Source organism: Deinococcus rubellus (assembly GCF_025244745.1).
Classification (GTDB): Bacteria; Deinococcota; Deinococci; order Deinococcales; family Deinococcaceae; genus Deinococcus; species Deinococcus rubellus.
In genome coordinates this window covers 578,948-594,635 of record NZ_CP104213.1, presented here as the reverse complement: position 1 = coordinate 594,635, position 15,688 = coordinate 578,948, and the positions used below count along the sequence as shown (strand labels likewise).

15 protein-coding genes are annotated in these 15,688 nt (G+C 64.2%); 5 read left to right on the top strand and 10 right to left on the bottom strand.

What is annotated here, in order from left to right; genetic code table 11:
• Nucleotides 1–25: 25 nt before the first annotated feature.
• From N0D28_RS03090 to N0D28_RS03070, 5 genes are all read right to left on the bottom strand, one after another.
• The gene (locus N0D28_RS03090; RefSeq protein ID WP_260560931.1) at nt 26–430 is read right to left on the bottom strand and encodes a hypothetical protein; all 405 of its coding nucleotides are present in this window, start codon (nt 428–430) and stop codon (nt 26–28) included.
• Nucleotides 431–517: 87 nt separating this feature from the next.
• On the bottom strand, nt 518–2,614 hold the full coding sequence (gene fusA, locus N0D28_RS03085; RefSeq protein ID WP_260560930.1) for an elongation factor G: 2,097 nt from the start codon (nt 2,612–2,614) through the stop codon (nt 518–520).
• A 123-nt stretch (nt 2,615–2,737) separates the two neighbouring features.
• On the bottom strand, nt 2,738–3,208 hold the full coding sequence (gene rpsG / locus N0D28_RS03080) for a 30S ribosomal protein S7 (RefSeq protein ID WP_124870153.1): 471 nt from the start codon (nt 3,206–3,208) through the stop codon (nt 2,738–2,740).
• Nucleotides 3,209–3,408: 200 nt separating this feature from the next.
• Entirely contained in the window at nt 3,409–3,813 is a 405-nt protein-coding gene (gene rpsL, locus N0D28_RS03075) for a 30S ribosomal protein S12 (protein WP_161883397.1), read from the bottom strand.
• A 251-nt stretch (nt 3,814–4,064) separates the two neighbouring features.
• Nucleotides 4,065–5,069 (bottom strand): NAD-dependent epimerase/dehydratase family protein, encoded by a 1,005-nt coding sequence (locus tag N0D28_RS03070; protein ID WP_260560929.1) that lies wholly within the window; start codon nt 5,067–5,069, stop codon nt 4,065–4,067.
• A 16-nt stretch (nt 5,070–5,085) separates the two neighbouring features.
• On the opposite strand from N0D28_RS03070, the gene N0D28_RS03065 reads away from it, so the two are divergent.
• The 3 genes from N0D28_RS03065 to N0D28_RS03055 all read left to right on the top strand — a co-directional run bounded on the left by N0D28_RS03065 (nt 5,086) and on the right by N0D28_RS03055 (nt 7,997).
• The gene (locus N0D28_RS03065) at nt 5,086–5,616 is read left to right on the top strand and encodes a 2'-5' RNA ligase family protein (protein WP_260560928.1); all 531 of its coding nucleotides are present in this window, start codon (nt 5,086–5,088) and stop codon (nt 5,614–5,616) included.
• A gap of 49 nt (nt 5,617–5,665) precedes the next feature.
• A complete protein-coding gene (locus N0D28_RS03060) occupies nt 5,666–6,169 on the top strand; it encodes a multidrug DMT transporter (protein WP_260560927.1) in 504 nt (167 codons plus the stop codon).
• Between the two features lie 187 nt (nt 6,170–6,356).
• Nucleotides 6,357–7,997, top strand: coding sequence for a GMC family oxidoreductase (locus N0D28_RS03055; protein WP_260560926.1), 1,641 nt, complete (start codon nt 6,357–6,359; stop codon nt 7,995–7,997).
• Nucleotides 7,998–8,037: 40 nt separating this feature from the next.
• Here the strand turns inward: N0D28_RS03055 and N0D28_RS03050 are convergent, their stop codons facing one another.
• From N0D28_RS03050 to N0D28_RS03040, 3 genes are read right to left on the bottom strand one after another with little or no spacing between them, the layout of a single operon-like run.
• On the bottom strand, nt 8,038–8,769 hold the full coding sequence (locus N0D28_RS03050) for a GNAT family N-acetyltransferase (RefSeq protein WP_260560925.1): 732 nt from the start codon (nt 8,767–8,769) through the stop codon (nt 8,038–8,040).
• 54 nt (nt 8,770–8,823) lie between these two features.
• Nucleotides 8,824–9,420: a ComEC/Rec2 family competence protein gene (locus N0D28_RS03045; protein WP_260560924.1), complete on the bottom strand. Its 597-nt coding sequence runs from the start codon at nt 9,418–9,420 to the stop codon at nt 8,824–8,826.
• Entirely contained in the window at nt 9,420–9,803 is a 384-nt protein-coding gene (locus tag N0D28_RS03040; RefSeq protein ID WP_260560923.1) for a ComEA family DNA-binding protein, read from the bottom strand. Before N0D28_RS03040 ends, N0D28_RS03045 begins: the two co-directional genes overlap by 1 nt.
• A 185-nt stretch (nt 9,804–9,988) precedes the next feature.
• Between N0D28_RS03040 and N0D28_RS03035 the strand changes: the two genes are divergently transcribed.
• Both N0D28_RS03035 and N0D28_RS03030 read left to right on the top strand, forming a co-directional pair.
• Nucleotides 9,989–11,662 carry a long-chain fatty acid--CoA ligase gene (locus tag N0D28_RS03035; RefSeq protein ID WP_260560922.1) on the top strand — a complete coding sequence of 558 codons (1,674 nt, stop codon included), beginning with the start codon at nt 9,989–9,991 and terminating at the stop codon, nt 11,660–11,662.
• A 211-nt stretch (nt 11,663–11,873) separates the two neighbouring features.
• The gene (locus N0D28_RS03030; RefSeq protein ID WP_260560921.1) at nt 11,874–12,317 is read left to right on the top strand and encodes a GlcG/HbpS family heme-binding protein; all 444 of its coding nucleotides are present in this window, start codon (nt 11,874–11,876) and stop codon (nt 12,315–12,317) included.
• A 7-nt stretch (nt 12,318–12,324) separates the two neighbouring features.
• Here the strand turns inward: N0D28_RS03030 and N0D28_RS03025 are convergent.
• Together N0D28_RS03025 and N0D28_RS03020 are read right to left on the bottom strand one after the other, a co-directional pair.
• Nucleotides 12,325–13,324 (bottom strand): IS630 family transposase gene (locus N0D28_RS03025; protein WP_260560920.1). Its coding sequence is split into 2 segments (ribosomal slippage): nt 12,325–12,855 and nt 12,857–13,324, totalling 999 coding nucleotides; the frame shifts between segments, so codons are not numbered across the junction.
• A gap of 69 nt (nt 13,325–13,393) precedes the next feature.
• Entirely contained in the window at nt 13,394–15,610 is a 2,217-nt protein-coding gene (locus N0D28_RS03020; protein WP_260560919.1) for an MMPL family transporter, read from the bottom strand.
• Between the last annotated feature and the right edge of the window lie 78 nt (nt 15,611–15,688).

The window sequence follows — 15,688 nt, the reverse complement described above, 5'->3', positions numbered from 1 at the left end:
CCTGCCTTCAGCACACAACCCAGACTCAGCGGCCGGCGTACTGCTGCACGGCCGGATCAAATGCGCCGACCAGCATAAAGACGCCCAGCGCTGTGCCGATGGGAAAGTTCAGCAGTCCCAGAATGGCGATCACGATGGCAGCGACGCGCGCCCAGCCCTTGCCCTCTTGCACGGCACGGTAGGTGAAGAACTGAAAGACCGTCCAGGCCAGGCTGAAAAAGAAAATGATCCACAAGGTCGAGCCGGTAAAAAACCTCACCAGGCCGAGCGTCTGGGCATCTGATGCCGAAGTCGAGGAATCGTTGATGGCCGCGCCGAAGACGATGTTGAGGAGCACGCCGATAAAAGGCAAGCTCAGCATCCCCAGGATACTCAGCACCACCGAAATCAGCAGCGGAATCGTGACCCAGGAGAGTTTTTCAGGCTTCATGCTTCATCTTAACATTAACAACGTCAACGACTCGTCAAAAAAGCGGGCCATCTCCGTAGAGATGGCCCGCCCCCAAAGACTTGAGCTTTACTTCTTCATCAGTTGCTGAGCAATGTTGTTCGGCACCTGACTGTAGTGATCGAAGAACATTGAGTAGCTGGCACGGCCCTGCGTCATCGAGCGCATGTCGGTGGCGTAGCCGAACATCTCGGAGAGCGGCACCATCGCCTTGACAATCTGGGCGTTACCGCGCGCTTCCATACCCTGAATCTGGCCCCGGCGGGAGTTGAGATCGCCGATGATGTCGCCCATGAAGTCGTCCGGCACAGTGACTTCGACGCGCATAATCGGCTCCAGAAGCGCCGGAACGCCTTTCTGGACGGCTTCTTTGAGGGCCATGGAACCGGCAATCTTGAAGGCCATTTCCGAGGAATCGACTTCGTGGTACGAGCCGTCATAGATGGTGACTTTGATGTCAACGACGGGGAAGCCGAGCATCGGGCCACTCTGCATGGCTTCCTCGATCCCCTTCTGGGCAGGGCCGACATACTCGCGCGGCACAGTGCCGCCGACGATGGCGTTCTCGAAGATGAAGCCTGCACCGGGCTCCAGCGGCTCGGCCTTGATCTTGACGTGACCGAACTGGCCGCGTCCACCCGACTGGCGCACGAACTTGCCTTCAACGTCAACAGCACGCGTGATGGTCTCGCGGAAAGCAACCTGCGGCGCGCCCACGTTGGCCTCAACCTTGTATTCACGGCGCAGACGGTCCACCAGGATTTCCAGGTGAAGCTCGCCCATCCCCGCGATTGTGGTCTGGCCGCTTTCCTGATCGGTCTCGACCCGGAAAGTGGGATCTTCTTCGGCCAGGCGCTGCAATCCCACACCCATCTTCTCCTGGTCGGCCTTGGTCTTCGGCTCGATGGCCAGCTTGATGACCGGCTCCGGCACGTCGATGCTCTCCAGCAGCACGTGGTCGTCGCCGTCACCGATCAGGGTGTTGCCGGTGCCCGAGTCCTTGAGGCCGATGACGGCTCCGAGTTCGCCTGCACGCAGTTCGGTCACTTCCTCGCGGCTGTTGGCGTGCATTTTCAGCAGGCGGCCCACACGCTCACGCTTGTTCTTGGAGGCGTTGTAGATGTAAGAGCCGCTGTGCATGGTGCCCGAGTAGATGCGCACAAAGGTCAGGCGGCCCACGTAAGGGTCAGCCATGATCTTGAACGCCAGGGCAGCCAGTTGACCTTCGGGATCAGCGGGGAAGTCGTGGGTCTCCTCACTGTCTTCCAGGATGCCGCGAATGGCCGGAACTTCCAGTGGGCTGGGCAGGTAATCAATGACGGCGTCAAGGAGGAGCTGGACACCCTTGTTCTTGAGGGCGCTACCGCACAAGACCGGGAAGATCTTCTTGGCGATGGTGCCCGCCCGTACGGCGAACATCAGTTCCTCGATGGTGGGTTCCTCACCGCTGAGGTACTTCTCCATCACAGTCTCGTCGACTTCCGCAGCGGCCTCGATCAGCTGGGCGCGCATCTCGGCCACTTTGGCGTCGTACTTCTCGGGAATCGGCCCGATTTCGATATCGGTGCCCAGGTCGTTGGTGTAGGTATGGGCCTGCATCCGCACAATATCGATGATGCCCTTGAACTCGGCTTCCTCGCCCATCGGGTACTGAATGGGAGCGGGGATTGCGCCGAGGCGCTCGCGGATGTCGCTCAGGACCAGCTCGAACGAAGCGCCGGTCTTGTCCATCTTGTTCGAGTAGGCGATGCGCGGTACGCCGTAACGGTCGGCCTGACGCCACACCGTCTCGGACTGCGGCTCGACACCCTGTGAGCTGTCGAACACGGCCACTGCGCCGTCGAGCACGCGCATGGAACGCTCGACTTCAATGGTGAAGTCCACGTGGCCGGGCGTGTCGATGATGTTGATGACGTATTCCTGGTCGGTGCCGGAGTGCTTCCACTTGGCCGTGGTGGCGGCGGCGGTGATGGTAATACCGCGCTCGCGCTCCTGCTCCATCCAGTCCATGGTGGCGGCTCCGTCGTGGACTTCACCGATGTTGTGGGTGCGCCCGGTGTAGTACAGGATGCGCTCGGTGGTGGTGGTCTTACCGGCGTCGATGTGCGCGGCAATGCCGATGTTGCGGAAATGCTCCAGGTAAGCGGTGCTTGCTTTGATCGTCATTTTGAAACTCCCTGATTGGGTTGACTTGCGAGAAAGTCGAGTGCGGAAACTCGGCAGGCTACAGGCGGACAAAGCGGCGACCCAGCGAAAAACGCTACAGCCGCCGTCTGCCTTGCTGCCTGTTTACCAGCGGTAATGCGCGTAGGCGCGGTTGGCTTCAGCCATACGCTCCACGTCATCTTTTTTCTTGATGGCCCCGCCGCGCCCCTGGGCAGCGTCGAGGATCTCGGCGGCCAGTCTCTCGACGGCGGTGCGCTCGGGGCGGTTGTCCACGGCGGACTTCATCCACCGCAGGGTCAAGCTCTGGGCGCGGCGGACGCTGACTTCCACCGGCACCTGATAGGTGCTTCCGCCCACGCGGCGGCTGCGGACTTCCACGCGCGGCTTGATGTTCTCAAAGGCCTGCTTGTAGACCTTGAGCGGCTCCTGGCCGGTGCGGTCCTGAACGACGCTCATCGCACCGTAAAAAATACGGCTGGCCAGGTTCTTCTTGCCGTCTTCCATGATGCGGTTGATGGTGGCGCTGACCAGCACATCCTGATAAACGAGGTCGGGCAACAATTCACGAACTTCTGCTCTACGGCGACGGGCCATTTTGACTCCCTCTCTACGCCCAGCGCGCCGAACTTACGGCGGGGGCGGACTTCAGCGCTGCAGTTTTTCTGTTCTGAACAGGTCTGCTCGGAGCGCTTACTGATGAAGCACTGTTTTACGGTGCATTTGCTTAACTGCTCCTCATTGATTCATTGGTCCGGCCTCCGAAGAAGGCGGCAAATCAAGTGCGGCCTACTTCTTTATTTCTTTTTCGCGCCAGCGGCGGCAGCGCCCGCTTTGGGCTTCTTGGTGCCGTACTTGGAGCGGCTCTTGTTGCGGTCCTTGACGCCCTGGGTGTCGAGCGAGCCGCGCACGATGTGGTAGCGCACGCCGGGAAGGTCCTTGACGCGTCCACCGCGAATCAGCACGACGCTGTGTTCCTGGAGGTTGTGCCCCTCGCCGGGGATATAAGCAGTGACTTCAAAGCCGCTGGACAGCCGCACGCGGGCGATCTTACGAAGCGCCGAGTTGGGCTTCTTGGGGGTGGTGGTCTTGACCACCGTGCAGACACCGCGACGAAACGGGCTGCCCTTGAGGGCCGGGACTTTGCTCTTTTTCTGCAAGGAGGTGCGCCCCTTGCGGAGCAGTTGTTGGGTGGTGGGCAGGGTAAATCACTCCTCGGTGGAACTTCTGAAAGCTTGAGAGTTGACCCGGCGATCATCGCCTGGGGCGTCTTGGAGTTGAGCGTGGTCAGCATTCACGCAGCGGACTTCCGCAGGAGCTTCTGGCCCCGGTCCCGGGATCTCGCGGACAGGCCAGAGAGTTTCCAGCCGGAGTATCCTAGCGCGCCGGGGCCGGGCGGCGCAAGGGTGAAACGTCGCAATTTAGTGGATCAGCGTGGATCAGCCCAGAGTGTTCAGCGGAGCTGGGCCAGCAGTTCGGCTTCCCGCTCGGCGCTCGGTCCCGCACCTTCGGCTCCGCTGGCCTGCGCCCACTCCAGGGTATCGCGGGCCGTGTCGGCGAGGGGACGCAACGCCAGGCCCACAGCCCTGGCCCGCGTGGGTTGGATGTTCAGGACGGGTTCGCGGTGGGCATAGATCGGCCAGAGGTTGGTCGCCTCCAGACGCTCCTGTTCGGTCTGTGAAACCCAGCGCCAGATCGGCTGGCTCCCAACACCTGCCGAGACTTCATCCAGGAAAGCGCCAAAGACCAGCGGCTCGCCCACCGCGTTGAAGGTGCCGCCGATGTTTTCTTCCAGCAACTTCACCGTGAAGGCAGCCAGATCGCGGACGTCGATGACCTGAATGAAGTCCTGGCCATCGCCGGGGGCCAGGGCCACTCCCCTCTCGTCGTCAGCGGACGCCTTTGAAGACGCCACTCCTCCCCGCGCCGCCCGCATCGCCCAGTACGTGAAACGGTGGGTGTGGTCGAACGGCCCCGCCACCAGTCCGGGCCGGACGATGGTGGCCCGCTGACCGTAGACGGCCCGCACACGCTCCTCGCAGATCACCTTGAGCGCTCCGTAATCGGCGTGGATGTCCTCGCTCTCGGGGTTGTCCAAGGCGGCCAGCGCCGAGTCTTCGGTGATCGGTCGCGCCTGATCGGCGTAGACGCTGACGGTGGAAATGAACAGGTAGCGCTTCACGGCATCTTTGAGAAGCTTGGCGCTGCTGGCCACCACGCGCGGCAGGTAGCCGCTCACGTCCAGGCAGGCGTCCCAGGTGCGGCCCGCCTGCTCAAGTTCAGTCAGGGCGCTCAAGTCACCCGCGTCCCGGTCACCACGCAGGCGCTCCACGTCCGGTGGCAGATCGTCATCCGACTGGCCACGCGTGAACACGGTGACCGCGTGGCCGCGTTCCAGCGCCGCCAGAACCAGTTGCCGACCCACGAAGCGGGTACCGCCCAGCACAAGGAGATTCATGCCTCTAAGCTAGAGCATGACTCCCACCTTCTTTCTAGGCGTGACCCCGCCGCCCGACGTTGCCGCCCGCGTGCTGGCCTGGCAAACCGAACTGGAGCATGTCACTACTGCACCGCATGTGACACTGCTCCCCCCCACCGAACGGCCAGAAGCGCGCTGGCAGCAGGTCGCCAGGCAGATTGCGGCCCGCCACGCCCCCGTCCCGGTGAAGCTGGGCCACCCGGACTTTTTCGGCTCGCGGGTCATTTTCCTGCGGGTGGATGCGCCGGGGCTTGAGACGATTCACGCTGACCTCGTTCATACACTCGGCGAAGCGCCCGGCGAATTTGCGCTGGAGAACTTTCACCCGCACCTGACGCTGGCGCTGAGCTGGCGCAGCCTGAACGTGGGCTGGGCCGAAGCCGTCAGGAGCGCCAAGGCGACGTTCCACGATCTGGAGGCCGAACCACTCAGCTTCACAGCGTCGGAGCTGGTGCTGTTCGGCAAGGACGAAACCGGGCAGCCCTACAACGAGCGCGGGCGCTTTGGCCTCAGCAGGACTTCATGATTCCTTAAAACTCGCTTGACAATTATGCCTGCACCGTAATAATACGGGTATGGACAACCTCCTGAAGAAAGCGGGCGCGATGACCGCGCACCTGGACCTGTTTCAGCACATGCTTCATCTGCGCGGCCTGCTGCAACTCGCCGCCCACATGGAGGAGCGCGGCGACCGGGTGACGATGGTCTCAGCCGACAACATCACCCTCATCGGCGCGGGAATGGACAGCGCGGGCACCATCACGACCAGCAAGGGAGCCGACATCGTCTCGGGCAGTGCCTACAGCGTGCTGCGCGGCCTCAAGGGACACGACGCCCCCGAATACGCCGTGACCCGCGAGGAACTCAAGGCGCTCAATGCCCGCGCGGTGAGTGAGTTGGAAGCCAGCGACGCCATGCGCGCTTTTGGCGAGACCCTGGGCCGCATCACAGCCATGCCTGCCGCCCAGAGCGCTCCAACCCACAGTTCACCGGCCCAGACTGCTGAGGCTCCCACCGAGCGCCCCAGTCGGAATCGGCGCGGCGCGGAGGAAGCCCCCAGCGAAGCGCCTGCCGCTTAATCAGACACCGTGCTCAGCCCCGCTCCCAGTCACTTGGGAAGCGGGGCCACTTTTTTGGCCCGCTTTGAGCCCGCGTGGAAACCTGGAGGCGTATGCTGCCCTGACGCGAAATCCAGTTCTGCCGCCGCTTTCCTCCAGGAGATGCCGGAAGGGGGTCCAGTCCAGCTGCCTTTCGCGGGGAGGATGCATGACCCAGGCAGATACGGCGCAGGTAGGTTCGGAAACGGTGGATTACGTCGTGGTGGGTGCGGGGTCCGGCGGCTGCGTGGTGGCGGCGCGGCTGACCGAAGACTCCGGCACGCGGGTGCTGCTGCTCGAAGCGGGTGTGCCCGACGAAGCGCCGGAGATCGGCATCCCGGCGGCCTTCTCGAAGCTTTTCAAGTCGCCGCTCGACTGGAACTACGAGACCGAAGCACAGGCGCATCTCGCCGGGCGCAGGCTCTACTGGCCGCGCGGCAAGATGCTGGGCGGGTCAAGCAGCATCAACGCGATGGTCTACATCCGGGGCAACCAGGCCGACTACGACGCCTGGGCCGCTGCGGGCAACCAGGGCTGGAGTTACGCCGAGGTGCTGCCCTACTTCATCAAGGCCGAGGACAACGAGAACGGCGCTGATTCCTTTCACGGCGCGGGCGGACCGCTGCACGTCGAGAACCGCCGCTACACCCACGAGATCTGCGACGCCATCACGGCGGGCTTTCAGGAGGTGGGGTTTGCGGCCAACGACGACTTCAACGGCGCGTCCCAGGAAGGCGTGGGGCGCTACCAGGTGACGCAAAAGGGCGGCGTGCGGCACTCGGCAGCCAGCGCTTACCTCAAGCCCGCCCTGACACGGCCCAACCTGGAAGCCCGCACCGGGGCGCACGTAACCCGCATCCTGATCGAGCAGGGACGGGCCGTGGGCGTGGAGTACCAATCTGGGGGCAGCTTGCACACCATTCGCGCCGAGCGGGGCGTCATTCTGGCGGCCGGGGCGATCACCAGCCCGCACCTGCTGATGCTCTCCGGCGTGGGCGAGCGGGCCATGCTGGAGGCCGCAGGCGTGGCCGTCGTTCACGAGCTGCCAGGCGTGGGCCAGAATCTACAAGACCACCTGTTCGTGCCTCTGGTCTACGAGACCGACACCATCAGCATCAAGGACGCCACCAGCGAGGCCAACTTCGCGCTGTACCTGAGTGAGCAGCAGGGAATGCTGTGCAGCAACATCGCCGAGAGCGGCGGCTTCATGAAGTCCGACCCCAATCTGAACGCGCCCGATCTGCAATTTCATAACGGCGCGGCGCTGTTCGTGGATCACGGTTTTCTGGAGCTCGACGGCCACCACTTCACCCTGCTGCCGTCGCTGGTGGCCCCCCACAGCAAGGGCCAGATCCGGCTGGCGAGCAGCGACCCACAGACGTATCCGCTGATCGAACCGGACTACCTCTCGGACGAGCGCGATATGGACGTGCTGCTACACGGGATGCGGCTGGCGCGGCAGGTGGGCGAATCAGAAGCGCTCTCGGGCTACCGCACCCGCGAAGCGATGCCGGGCGAGAACGTGCAGAGTGACGACGGTCTGCGCGACTACATCCGGGCGCAGGCCATGACCATCTATCACCCGGTGGGCACCTGCAAGATGGGCCACGACGATCTGGCCGTGGTGGACGACAAATTGCAGATACGAGGGCTGACCGGATTGTGGGTCGCCGACGCCAGCGTGATGCCGAGCATCGTGCGCGGCAACACCAATGCGCCCACCATCATGATCGCCGAGAAGGCCGCCGAGTTCATCAAGGCGGCGCAGCCCACACAGAGAACCCAGGAAGCCGTCAGCGCTGACGACTGAGCGCCAGAGATCAACTGAAAAGCTGGCCCACAGGATGGGGTCAGCTTTTTTGCGGGCCGTTCCCGACAAAAACACCTGGCCGCTGCGTCGCGGGGAGCAAAGCCACCGGGTCATGTCCGCTGCGCCCGGCCAGTGCCTCGGCCTCGCGCTGGGCACGCTCCGGGCCGAGCCAGCTTTGCCAGTAGGCACGCATCGTCTCGCCGACAAGGTGCAGCGGCACGCTGTCAGCCGGTTCCAGCGGGGAGTAGAGCAGGTCGAGGTCCATCAGCGGTCCACCGTCCGGGCCACCGACGGGCTGCCAGTAAGGAATGTCCACCGTGCCGAAGCCCAGCGCGCCCAGCTTGACGCGCCTGAGCTTCGGGTCGCTGCCCACCCGCGCCTCGGCAGCGAGGTCGGCGGCGCTGAGGGTATCCAGGTGAACAGCGTCGGCAAAGACGCCTGCCAATCCAGCCTCGCGAATCACTTGCATGCGGGTGGAGTGCAGCGCGCGGGCCGCTCCTGTGCCCCGCGCCGACTGGGCCACGCCCATGAACGAGCTGAAGCCCGCGCCGCTGCCTAGCAAATGAAACAGCGTCCCGCCGATGACCTCTCCCCCGTTCTCGGCCACCAGAATGACGTTCTCGCGCTTGTCATCCTGCTGCGAGATCATCTGGCCGAAGTACTCGGCGGGGATCAGCATGTCGGGGGCATAGTAGCTAGCTTCCTGAATACGCCCGAACGCGCTCAGGGCCGGGTCGAGGGGATCGGTGACGCGGCGGACGGTGGGGGTCATACCGTCAGTCTAGAGGAGGGTCGCCAGACCGAACATCAATCCCGCCTCACAGATTCACGGCAAGGGCCAGTGCACCGTGCCCACCTGATCGGTACGCCAGACCTGCACACCTGCCGCCGCGAGCCAGTCCAGCACCTGCGCATTGGGATGGCCGTAGGTGTTGCGCCCGACACTGATAACGGCATTTTTCGGGCGGGTTTCCTGCAAAAATGCTTCCCCAGTTGAAAAGCGGCTGCCATGGTGGGCGGTCTTGAGCACGTCCAGCTGGCCGACGCCCAGTTCGCCCTCGATGGGATCGGGCAGATCGCCCAGGAAAACAGTATGGAACCTGGGGGTGTCGAGCCTGACGACCACGCTGTTGTCGTTGTCGGCCTTCGAGAAGGGCTGGCCCACCGGCCACAGCACCGTGAAATGGGCCTCTCCGGCTTGCATGCTGTCCCCCCGTCGCACCTCGCGCACTGGCACATGGCGCTCCCCGGCGGCCCGCAGCAGCACGCCCGCACCCCAGGCGGCCCCGAAGCCCAGCAGCACGCCGCCAATGACGGCCAGCGCAGCGGGCACCGGATAAGCGGGCGCGTGCCAGATCGCCGAATCTGCTGGGGAAGCCGGGGCGACGACCTCGCCGGTGGCCGCGTTCCAGCCCAGCGCCATTAAAAGCGGACCAGCGGCGTGAGCTTGGCAAGCAGCACCGGCCCCACCCCGCGCACGGCGTCGAGGTCGGCCAAGCTGCGGTAGGGCCGGGCAGCGATCAGGCGGGCCGCCAGCGCCGGGCCGATACTGGGCAACGCTTCAAGCTGTTCTTCTGAGGCAGTGTTGAGGTTGAGCTGGCCGGAAATCAGCGGCCTGATGCTGGGGGTGGTGGCATACACGGGCGCGGGATCAGCACTCAGCGGCGCGGGCAGGGCGGCGTGGGTTACCACCGGCAGGCGCGGCGATGGACTCAGCGCGGGCCACAGCGCCCAGCCGCCGCAGACGAGCGCCAGCCCGCTGAGCAGGGCCGCCAGCGGGCGCTCGAAGGAAAGGGAACCTGGCACGCTTCAGGGTGTCACGTGGGCGCTGACACAACTCGCACAGCCCTTCCCCACACCCAGTACGGTTCCGGCAGGTCACCCGTCCCCAGGTTCGGACTCCGCTAGACTGCGGGCACGCACAACCTGACTTGCTTCAGCTTTTTTGACTCACCCCGGCGTTGCCGCCGCTGATTCCCAGGAGACCCGACATGAAAAGCACCATGATGGATGTGCCGCTGCTGATTCCCGAGATCGTGGAACGCGCCCGACTGCTGTTTACCGAGCGCGAGATCGTCAGTCTGGTGGTGTCGGGCAAAAATGAGCAGGGCCAGCCGACCGCCAGCACCCACCGCACCACCTACGGCGCAGTGGCAGACCGCGCCCTGAGGCTCGCCAGCGCCCTCACGGCGGCGGGCGTGCAGCCGGGCGAGCGGGTGGCGACCCTGGCCGTCAACTCCTACCGGCACCTGGAAGCCTATCTGGGCGTGCCGAGCATGGGCGGCGTCCTGCACACCGTCAACATAAGGTTGCACCCCGATCAGATCTGCTGGATCGTCAACGACGCCGAGGACCAGGTACTGCTGATCGAGAACCTGTTCGCGGGTATGATCCCCACCATCCAGGCAGGCTGCCCCAGCATCAGGAAGATCGTGGTGCTGGGACCGCTGGCCGCACCCATCGAGGGTGTGGACGATTACGACACCTGGATCATGCAGCACGGGCCGCAGACCCGCTACCCCCAGATGCAGGAAACCGACGCAGCGGGCATGTGCTACACCTCCGGCACCACCGGCAACCCCAAGGCCGTAACCTACTCGCACCGTTCCACCATCCTGCACAGTCTGGCCTCCGCGCCCAAGGACGCCCTCAACGTGGGCCAGATCGACTCGGTGCTGCCCATCGTGCCGATGTTTCACGTCAATGCCTGGGGGCTGCCGTATACCTGCGCCATGTACGGCGCAAAGCTGGTCTTCGCCGGGGCCTTCTCGGACGGCCCCACGCTCGCCAGGCTGATGCAGGACGAGCAGGTGACCATCACGGCGGGCGTGCCGACCATCTGGATGGGGCTACTGGCCGAGCTGGACCGGGCCAGGCAAGCCGGAGAGCCGTACCATTTGCTGCTGGAAAGATTGGTGGTGGGCGGTTCGGCAGCCCCGGAAGCCATGATCCGGGCCTTCTGGGAGCGCCACCACCTCAAGCTGGCCCAGGCCTGGGGCATGACCGAGACGCACCCGCTCGGCTCGGTGAGCATCACGCCGCCGGGGACCACCTTTGGCAGCGACGAGGGCTTCGCGCTGGCCGCCAAGCAGGGCGTACCGGTGCCCACCGTGCGGCTCGAACTGATTGACGACGACAATCAGTTGCTGCCCCACGACGGCAAGAGCATGGGCCGCCTGATCGCACGCGGGCCGTGGGTCGCCGGAAGCTACTTCAAGGGCACCGGCCAGAGCAACTTCCTCACGCTGGACGGCCAGCAGTGGTTCGACACCGGAGATATCGCCACCCTGGACGCACGGGGTTTCATGCATATCCAGGACCGGGCCAAGGACCTGATCAAGTCGGGTGGCGAGTGGATCAGCAGCGTGGACCTTGAAAATGCCTTGATGGCCCACCCCGCCGTGTCGCAGGCCGCCGTGATCGCCATGCCCGACCCCAAGTGGGACGAGCGCCCGCTGGCGGTGCTGGTGCTGCGGCCCGGCCACGACCACCCCAGCCACGCCGAACTGACTGTGTTTCTGGCCCCCAGGTTCGCCAAATGGTGGCTGCCCGACGCCTATGAGGTGGTCGAGGTGATCCCGATTGGGGCCACCGGCAAGTTTCTCAAGCGCGAGTTGCGTGAGCAGTTCAAGGAGAAGACGGCCGAAGGTACGGCAGTACGCTGAGGAAGGTCACTTGTGGAAGGGCATTCGCTTTGCTCACGCACCCGTCGTGAAGGGAGGACTGGCCCTCAACAGGTGTCCGTTCATGACGATATGCCACTGGGCACGCCACTTCTCTCCTTGAGAACGCCACTCCTCCACTCTCGCCAGGACGTACTTTCTTCCTCACTCGCTCTACTCAGTAAAGCCAAAGCTTTCCAGGGAGATACTGAATATGACCAACCGTCCGGCAAATTCTGTGGCGACCCCCAACATCTCCTGTCGCGCGGCGCTTCAACTCATTCAGGCAGCCCGCGCCGCTGCCGAGCGCCTCGGCGTTGACATGGCGATTGCCGTCACCGACACAGGAGGGCACCTGCGGGCCTTCGAGCGGGCCGACCATGCGCCGTTTCTGGTGGCAGAGGTGGCGATCAACAAGGCCTGGACTGCCGCCTCGTTTGGCCGCGCCACCCATGTCTGGAACGAGATCGTGCAGAATCCGGAAGTAACCCCGCTCAACAACCACCCGCGCATGACGGCGCTGGGCGGCGGGTATCCCATCGTCGAGAATGGGCAGGTCATCGGCGGCATCGGCATCTCAGGCGGCAGCTCGGCGCAGGATCAACAGGCCGCCGAGGAAGCGCTGCGGGAAATGGGCTTCGAGGTGGGAGACTATTGATAACGGCTTAAATCGGGGTTTGAGCCATCAGGCGCTGCGGGAGTCGGATGTAGCGAATTCGTTGCCACCCTGATCGAAGCCGGGTTTTGAGTTCTTTGGTGGTCTTGGCGCAGAAGTTTCCCAGGATATTGCGCTTGATGTAGGCCCAGACTTTCTCAATTGGATTGAGTTCTGGCGAGTAGGGCGGAAGATAGACCAGTGACAGGCGCGGGTGGGTTTCCACGAAGGCTGAAACAGCCTTCGCCCGATGAATCGCAGCATTGTCGAGCACCAGAACCAGGTCACCGGAAATGTGATGCAACAGATGGTCGAGGAACCTCAGCACGTCAGGTGTTTTGATGGATCCCGATTGAGTGTGCTGCAGAAACTGACCTTTGGACGTGATCGCACCAATGGTCGATAATTTGTGCCAACTAGCGGGGAGACGCACGACGGGTGTCTTCCCACGCACGGCCCAGGTTCGCCGTACGACTCCCTTCAGGCTGAAGCCAACTTCATCCAGATAAATCAACGTTGCGCCGTCCTCGACCTTTTTTTTCGACCTCTGGGCGCGTGATCTGCACCCAGGTTCTCACGGCCTGCTCGTTCTGTTCCAAAGCGCCTTTCTGAGGTCGTTGGAGAGAGAAGCCCAGTTGATGGAGCAGCTTGCGAACGTGGTCAACGTGGTACCACACCCCGAGCTGACGACCAATGAGGTCACGGACACGGGGCGTCGTCCAGGTCTCATCCGGGAAGTGGTGAGCACGCGCACCCTCCTGCAGGAGGGTGCAGAGCTGTTGGCGTTGTTCACTGGTTAGCCGGGACGGACGACCGGTAGTAGGGGTCGCTTCTAGTCCGCCCTGGTAGCGAAGCCGTTCTTTCCAGCTGTAAATGGTATTGATCGAGACACCGAAGGTATCGGCAATCTGCTGGTTGGGTGTGTCACCTGCCTGGATTATGGGGAGCGCTGCGAGACGCCGCTCCTCAAGCTGAGCACGCGTGTATTTCGAAGGTTGCCAGGCTGCCATATCCTGCCCAGTTTAGCAACCTGAATTTATGCCCGTATCAATAGCCGCCAGGAAGGACAGCAGACCGCCTCAGTGTTCCAGCTCCACCTTCGGCAGCAGCTTGCCCAGCCAGCCCGGCAGCCACCAGTTCCACTTTCCAGCGAGTTGCAACAGCCCCGGCACCAGCACCAGCCTTACCAGCGTTGCGTCCAGGGCCACCGCCACCGCCAGGCCCAGCCCGATACTCTTGTTGGCGACCACCCGCCCAAAGGTGAAGGCCACGAAGACGATGAACATGATGACGGCGGCGCTGGTGATGATCCGGGCCGTACGCCCGACGGCCAGCACCACCGCCTCCCGGTTGTCGTGGCCGCGCAGGTGTTCTTCCTGCACCCGCGAGAGCAGGAAAATCTCGTAATCCATGCTCAGCCCGAACAGCACCGCGAACAGCAGCAGCGGCAAGCTGGCATCAAGCACACCCACGTCCTGCGGCACGCCCAGCAGCGCGGCCCCGTACCCCTCCTGCACGACCAGTGTGACCACCCCGTAAGCCGCCAGCACGGTCAGGCTGTTCATGACGATGCTCTTGAGAGGAATGAACAGGCTGCGGAAGGCGACCATCAGGAGGAGAAAGGTGCCCGCGAAGACGGCAGCGACGGCGGTAGGAATGGCACTGGTAATGGCCTTGCTGAACTCGCGCTCACCGACGGGTGCGCCGCCGAGCTGATAAGCATAGGGCGAGGCGTCGAGCGCAGTCCGCAGCCGGGTTTCGAAGGGGTCGATCTGGTCGGCGCGCAGGTAGCCGCTGGGCACCACCGTGAATCTCAGCAGCGTCCGGTCGGCGCTGAAACTGCGGCGCGATAAAGCGGCCAGATCGTTCAGCGAGCCGCCGCCGCGCAGCAGTTCTGCGTCCACGAAGGGGCTGATCACCGCCTGCACGCCCGGAAGCGCCCGCACCCGAGTCACCGTCTGCTGAAAGGCAACCCGGTCTGCTGGGCCGTATTTGTGGTCTTTCAGATCGAGAATCACCTCGAACTGCGAGAGCAGCCCACCCGCACCCAGATCGCGCACGGCGGCCAGTGCGTCGCGCGATTCCACCCCTTCCACCAGGCCCCAGGCCCCCGCGTAGCCAATGTGCATGTTGCGGGCGGGCAACGCCAGCGTAACAAGGAGCAGCACGCTGGCCACCACCGCCAGCACCGGGCGGGCCGTGACCCGGCGGGCCAATGCGGTCCAGAGCGCACTCTCGCGGGCCGACTGACCGAACTCCAGGCCTTTCCAGCGCGGACGAAGGTGTGGCCAGTTGACTTTTTCGCCCAGCAAGGTCAGCAGGGCAGGCAGCGCCGTGAGGCTGCTGAGCACCGTGAACAGGACCGCCAGCACCCCGCCGATGCCCAGGCTCCGAACGAAGGGAATCGGCGGCAGTAGCAGGGCCGCCATCGCCATCGCCACCGTGACGCCGCTGAAGGCCACGCTGCGCCCGGCGGTCAGCACGGTGCGGTAGGCGGCCCGCTCGCTGCCCCCACCCCCTTTCAACTCCTCGCGGAAGCGGTTGACCATCAGCAGGGCATAGTCGATGCCCGCGCCCAGCGACAGCAGCGTGATGATGCTCTGCGCGAAGGTGCTGGTCGGAATTAGGAAGGTGAGCAGATACAGGCCCGCCATCGCCGCCGTGATGCTCAGCAAGCTGATCAGTAGTGGCAGCCCGGCGGCGATCAGCGCCCCGAACACGAACAGCAGCACCATCCCGGTCAGCGGCAGGGCCGTCAGCTCACTGCGCTTGGTATCGCCCTCGGCAAACTCGGTGAAGTCGGCGGCGATGGCCTGCCCACCAGTCACCCGGATGTCGAAGCCGGGGGCTTTTTGCGTCTGGACATACTCGCGCACCCGGTTCAGCGCGGGCGTCGCGCCCTCGAACAGCGGAATCTGGGCCAGCGTCAGGGCCAGGGTGTCGTCGGCACTGCTGGCCTTGACTGCCGTCTGGGCGTCGTAGGGCAGCACCCGCGTCACGCCCGGCACTTTTTTCAGGCCCGCGATAAAGGTGCCGTACTGTTTGGCCGACTGCAGCTGGGTGAGCGGCTGGGCCGACTGGGTAACCAGCAGCACGGTGTTGGAATCGCGCTCGCCGAAGCGGTCGGCCAGCAGGGCCGTCACCTTGCCGCTCTCAGAGTTGGTGAGTGCGCCGGGGTCGGCAGTGAGACGGGCAGGCGCGAGGCTGGCGGGTACGGCGCAGATCAGCGCCAGCACCCCCCAGATCACCAGCACCAGCCAGGGACGGCGGGTCACGAGTCGGGCCAGAGGTTGCATTGCCGAGCAGTAGAGCATGGCCCGCCCGACGGTTCTGGCACAAACCCCACGCACGGCGGCGGAAAACGAAAATGGCCT

Coding starts and splice junctions, on each gene's coding strand:
- rpsG (WP_124870153.1), bottom strand. CDS start 3,208: ATGGCCCGTCGCCGTAGAGCAGAAGTTCGTGAATTGTTGCCCGACCTC.
- N0D28_RS03050 (WP_260560925.1), bottom strand. CDS start 8,769: ATGACCCCCACCGTCCGCCGCGTCACCGATCCCCTCGACCCGGCCCTG.
- N0D28_RS03030 (WP_260560921.1), top strand. CDS start 11,874: ATGACCAACCGTCCGGCAAATTCTGTGGCGACCCCCAACATCTCCTGT.
- N0D28_RS03065 (WP_260560928.1), top strand. CDS start 5,086: ATGACTCCCACCTTCTTTCTAGGCGTGACCCCGCCGCCCGACGTTGCC.
- N0D28_RS03020 (WP_260560919.1), bottom strand. CDS start 15,610: ATGCAACCTCTGGCCCGACTCGTGACCCGCCGTCCCTGGCTGGTGCTG.
- N0D28_RS03035 (WP_260560922.1), top strand. CDS start 9,989: ATGAAAAGCACCATGATGGATGTGCCGCTGCTGATTCCCGAGATCGTG.
- N0D28_RS03055 (WP_260560926.1), top strand. CDS start 6,357: ATGACCCAGGCAGATACGGCGCAGGTAGGTTCGGAAACGGTGGATTAC.
- N0D28_RS03070 (WP_260560929.1), bottom strand. CDS start 5,069: ATGAATCTCCTTGTGCTGGGCGGTACCCGCTTCGTGGGTCGGCAACTG.
- N0D28_RS03045 (WP_260560924.1), bottom strand. CDS start 9,420: ATGGCGCTGGGCTGGAACGCGGCCACCGGCGAGGTCGTCGCCCCGGCT.
- fusA (WP_260560930.1), bottom strand. CDS start 2,614: ATGACGATCAAAGCAAGCACCGCTTACCTGGAGCATTTCCGCAACATC.
- N0D28_RS03090 (WP_260560931.1), bottom strand. CDS start 430: ATGAAGCCTGAAAAACTCTCCTGGGTCACGATTCCGCTGCTGATTTCG.
- N0D28_RS03060 (WP_260560927.1), top strand. CDS start 5,666: ATGGACAACCTCCTGAAGAAAGCGGGCGCGATGACCGCGCACCTGGAC.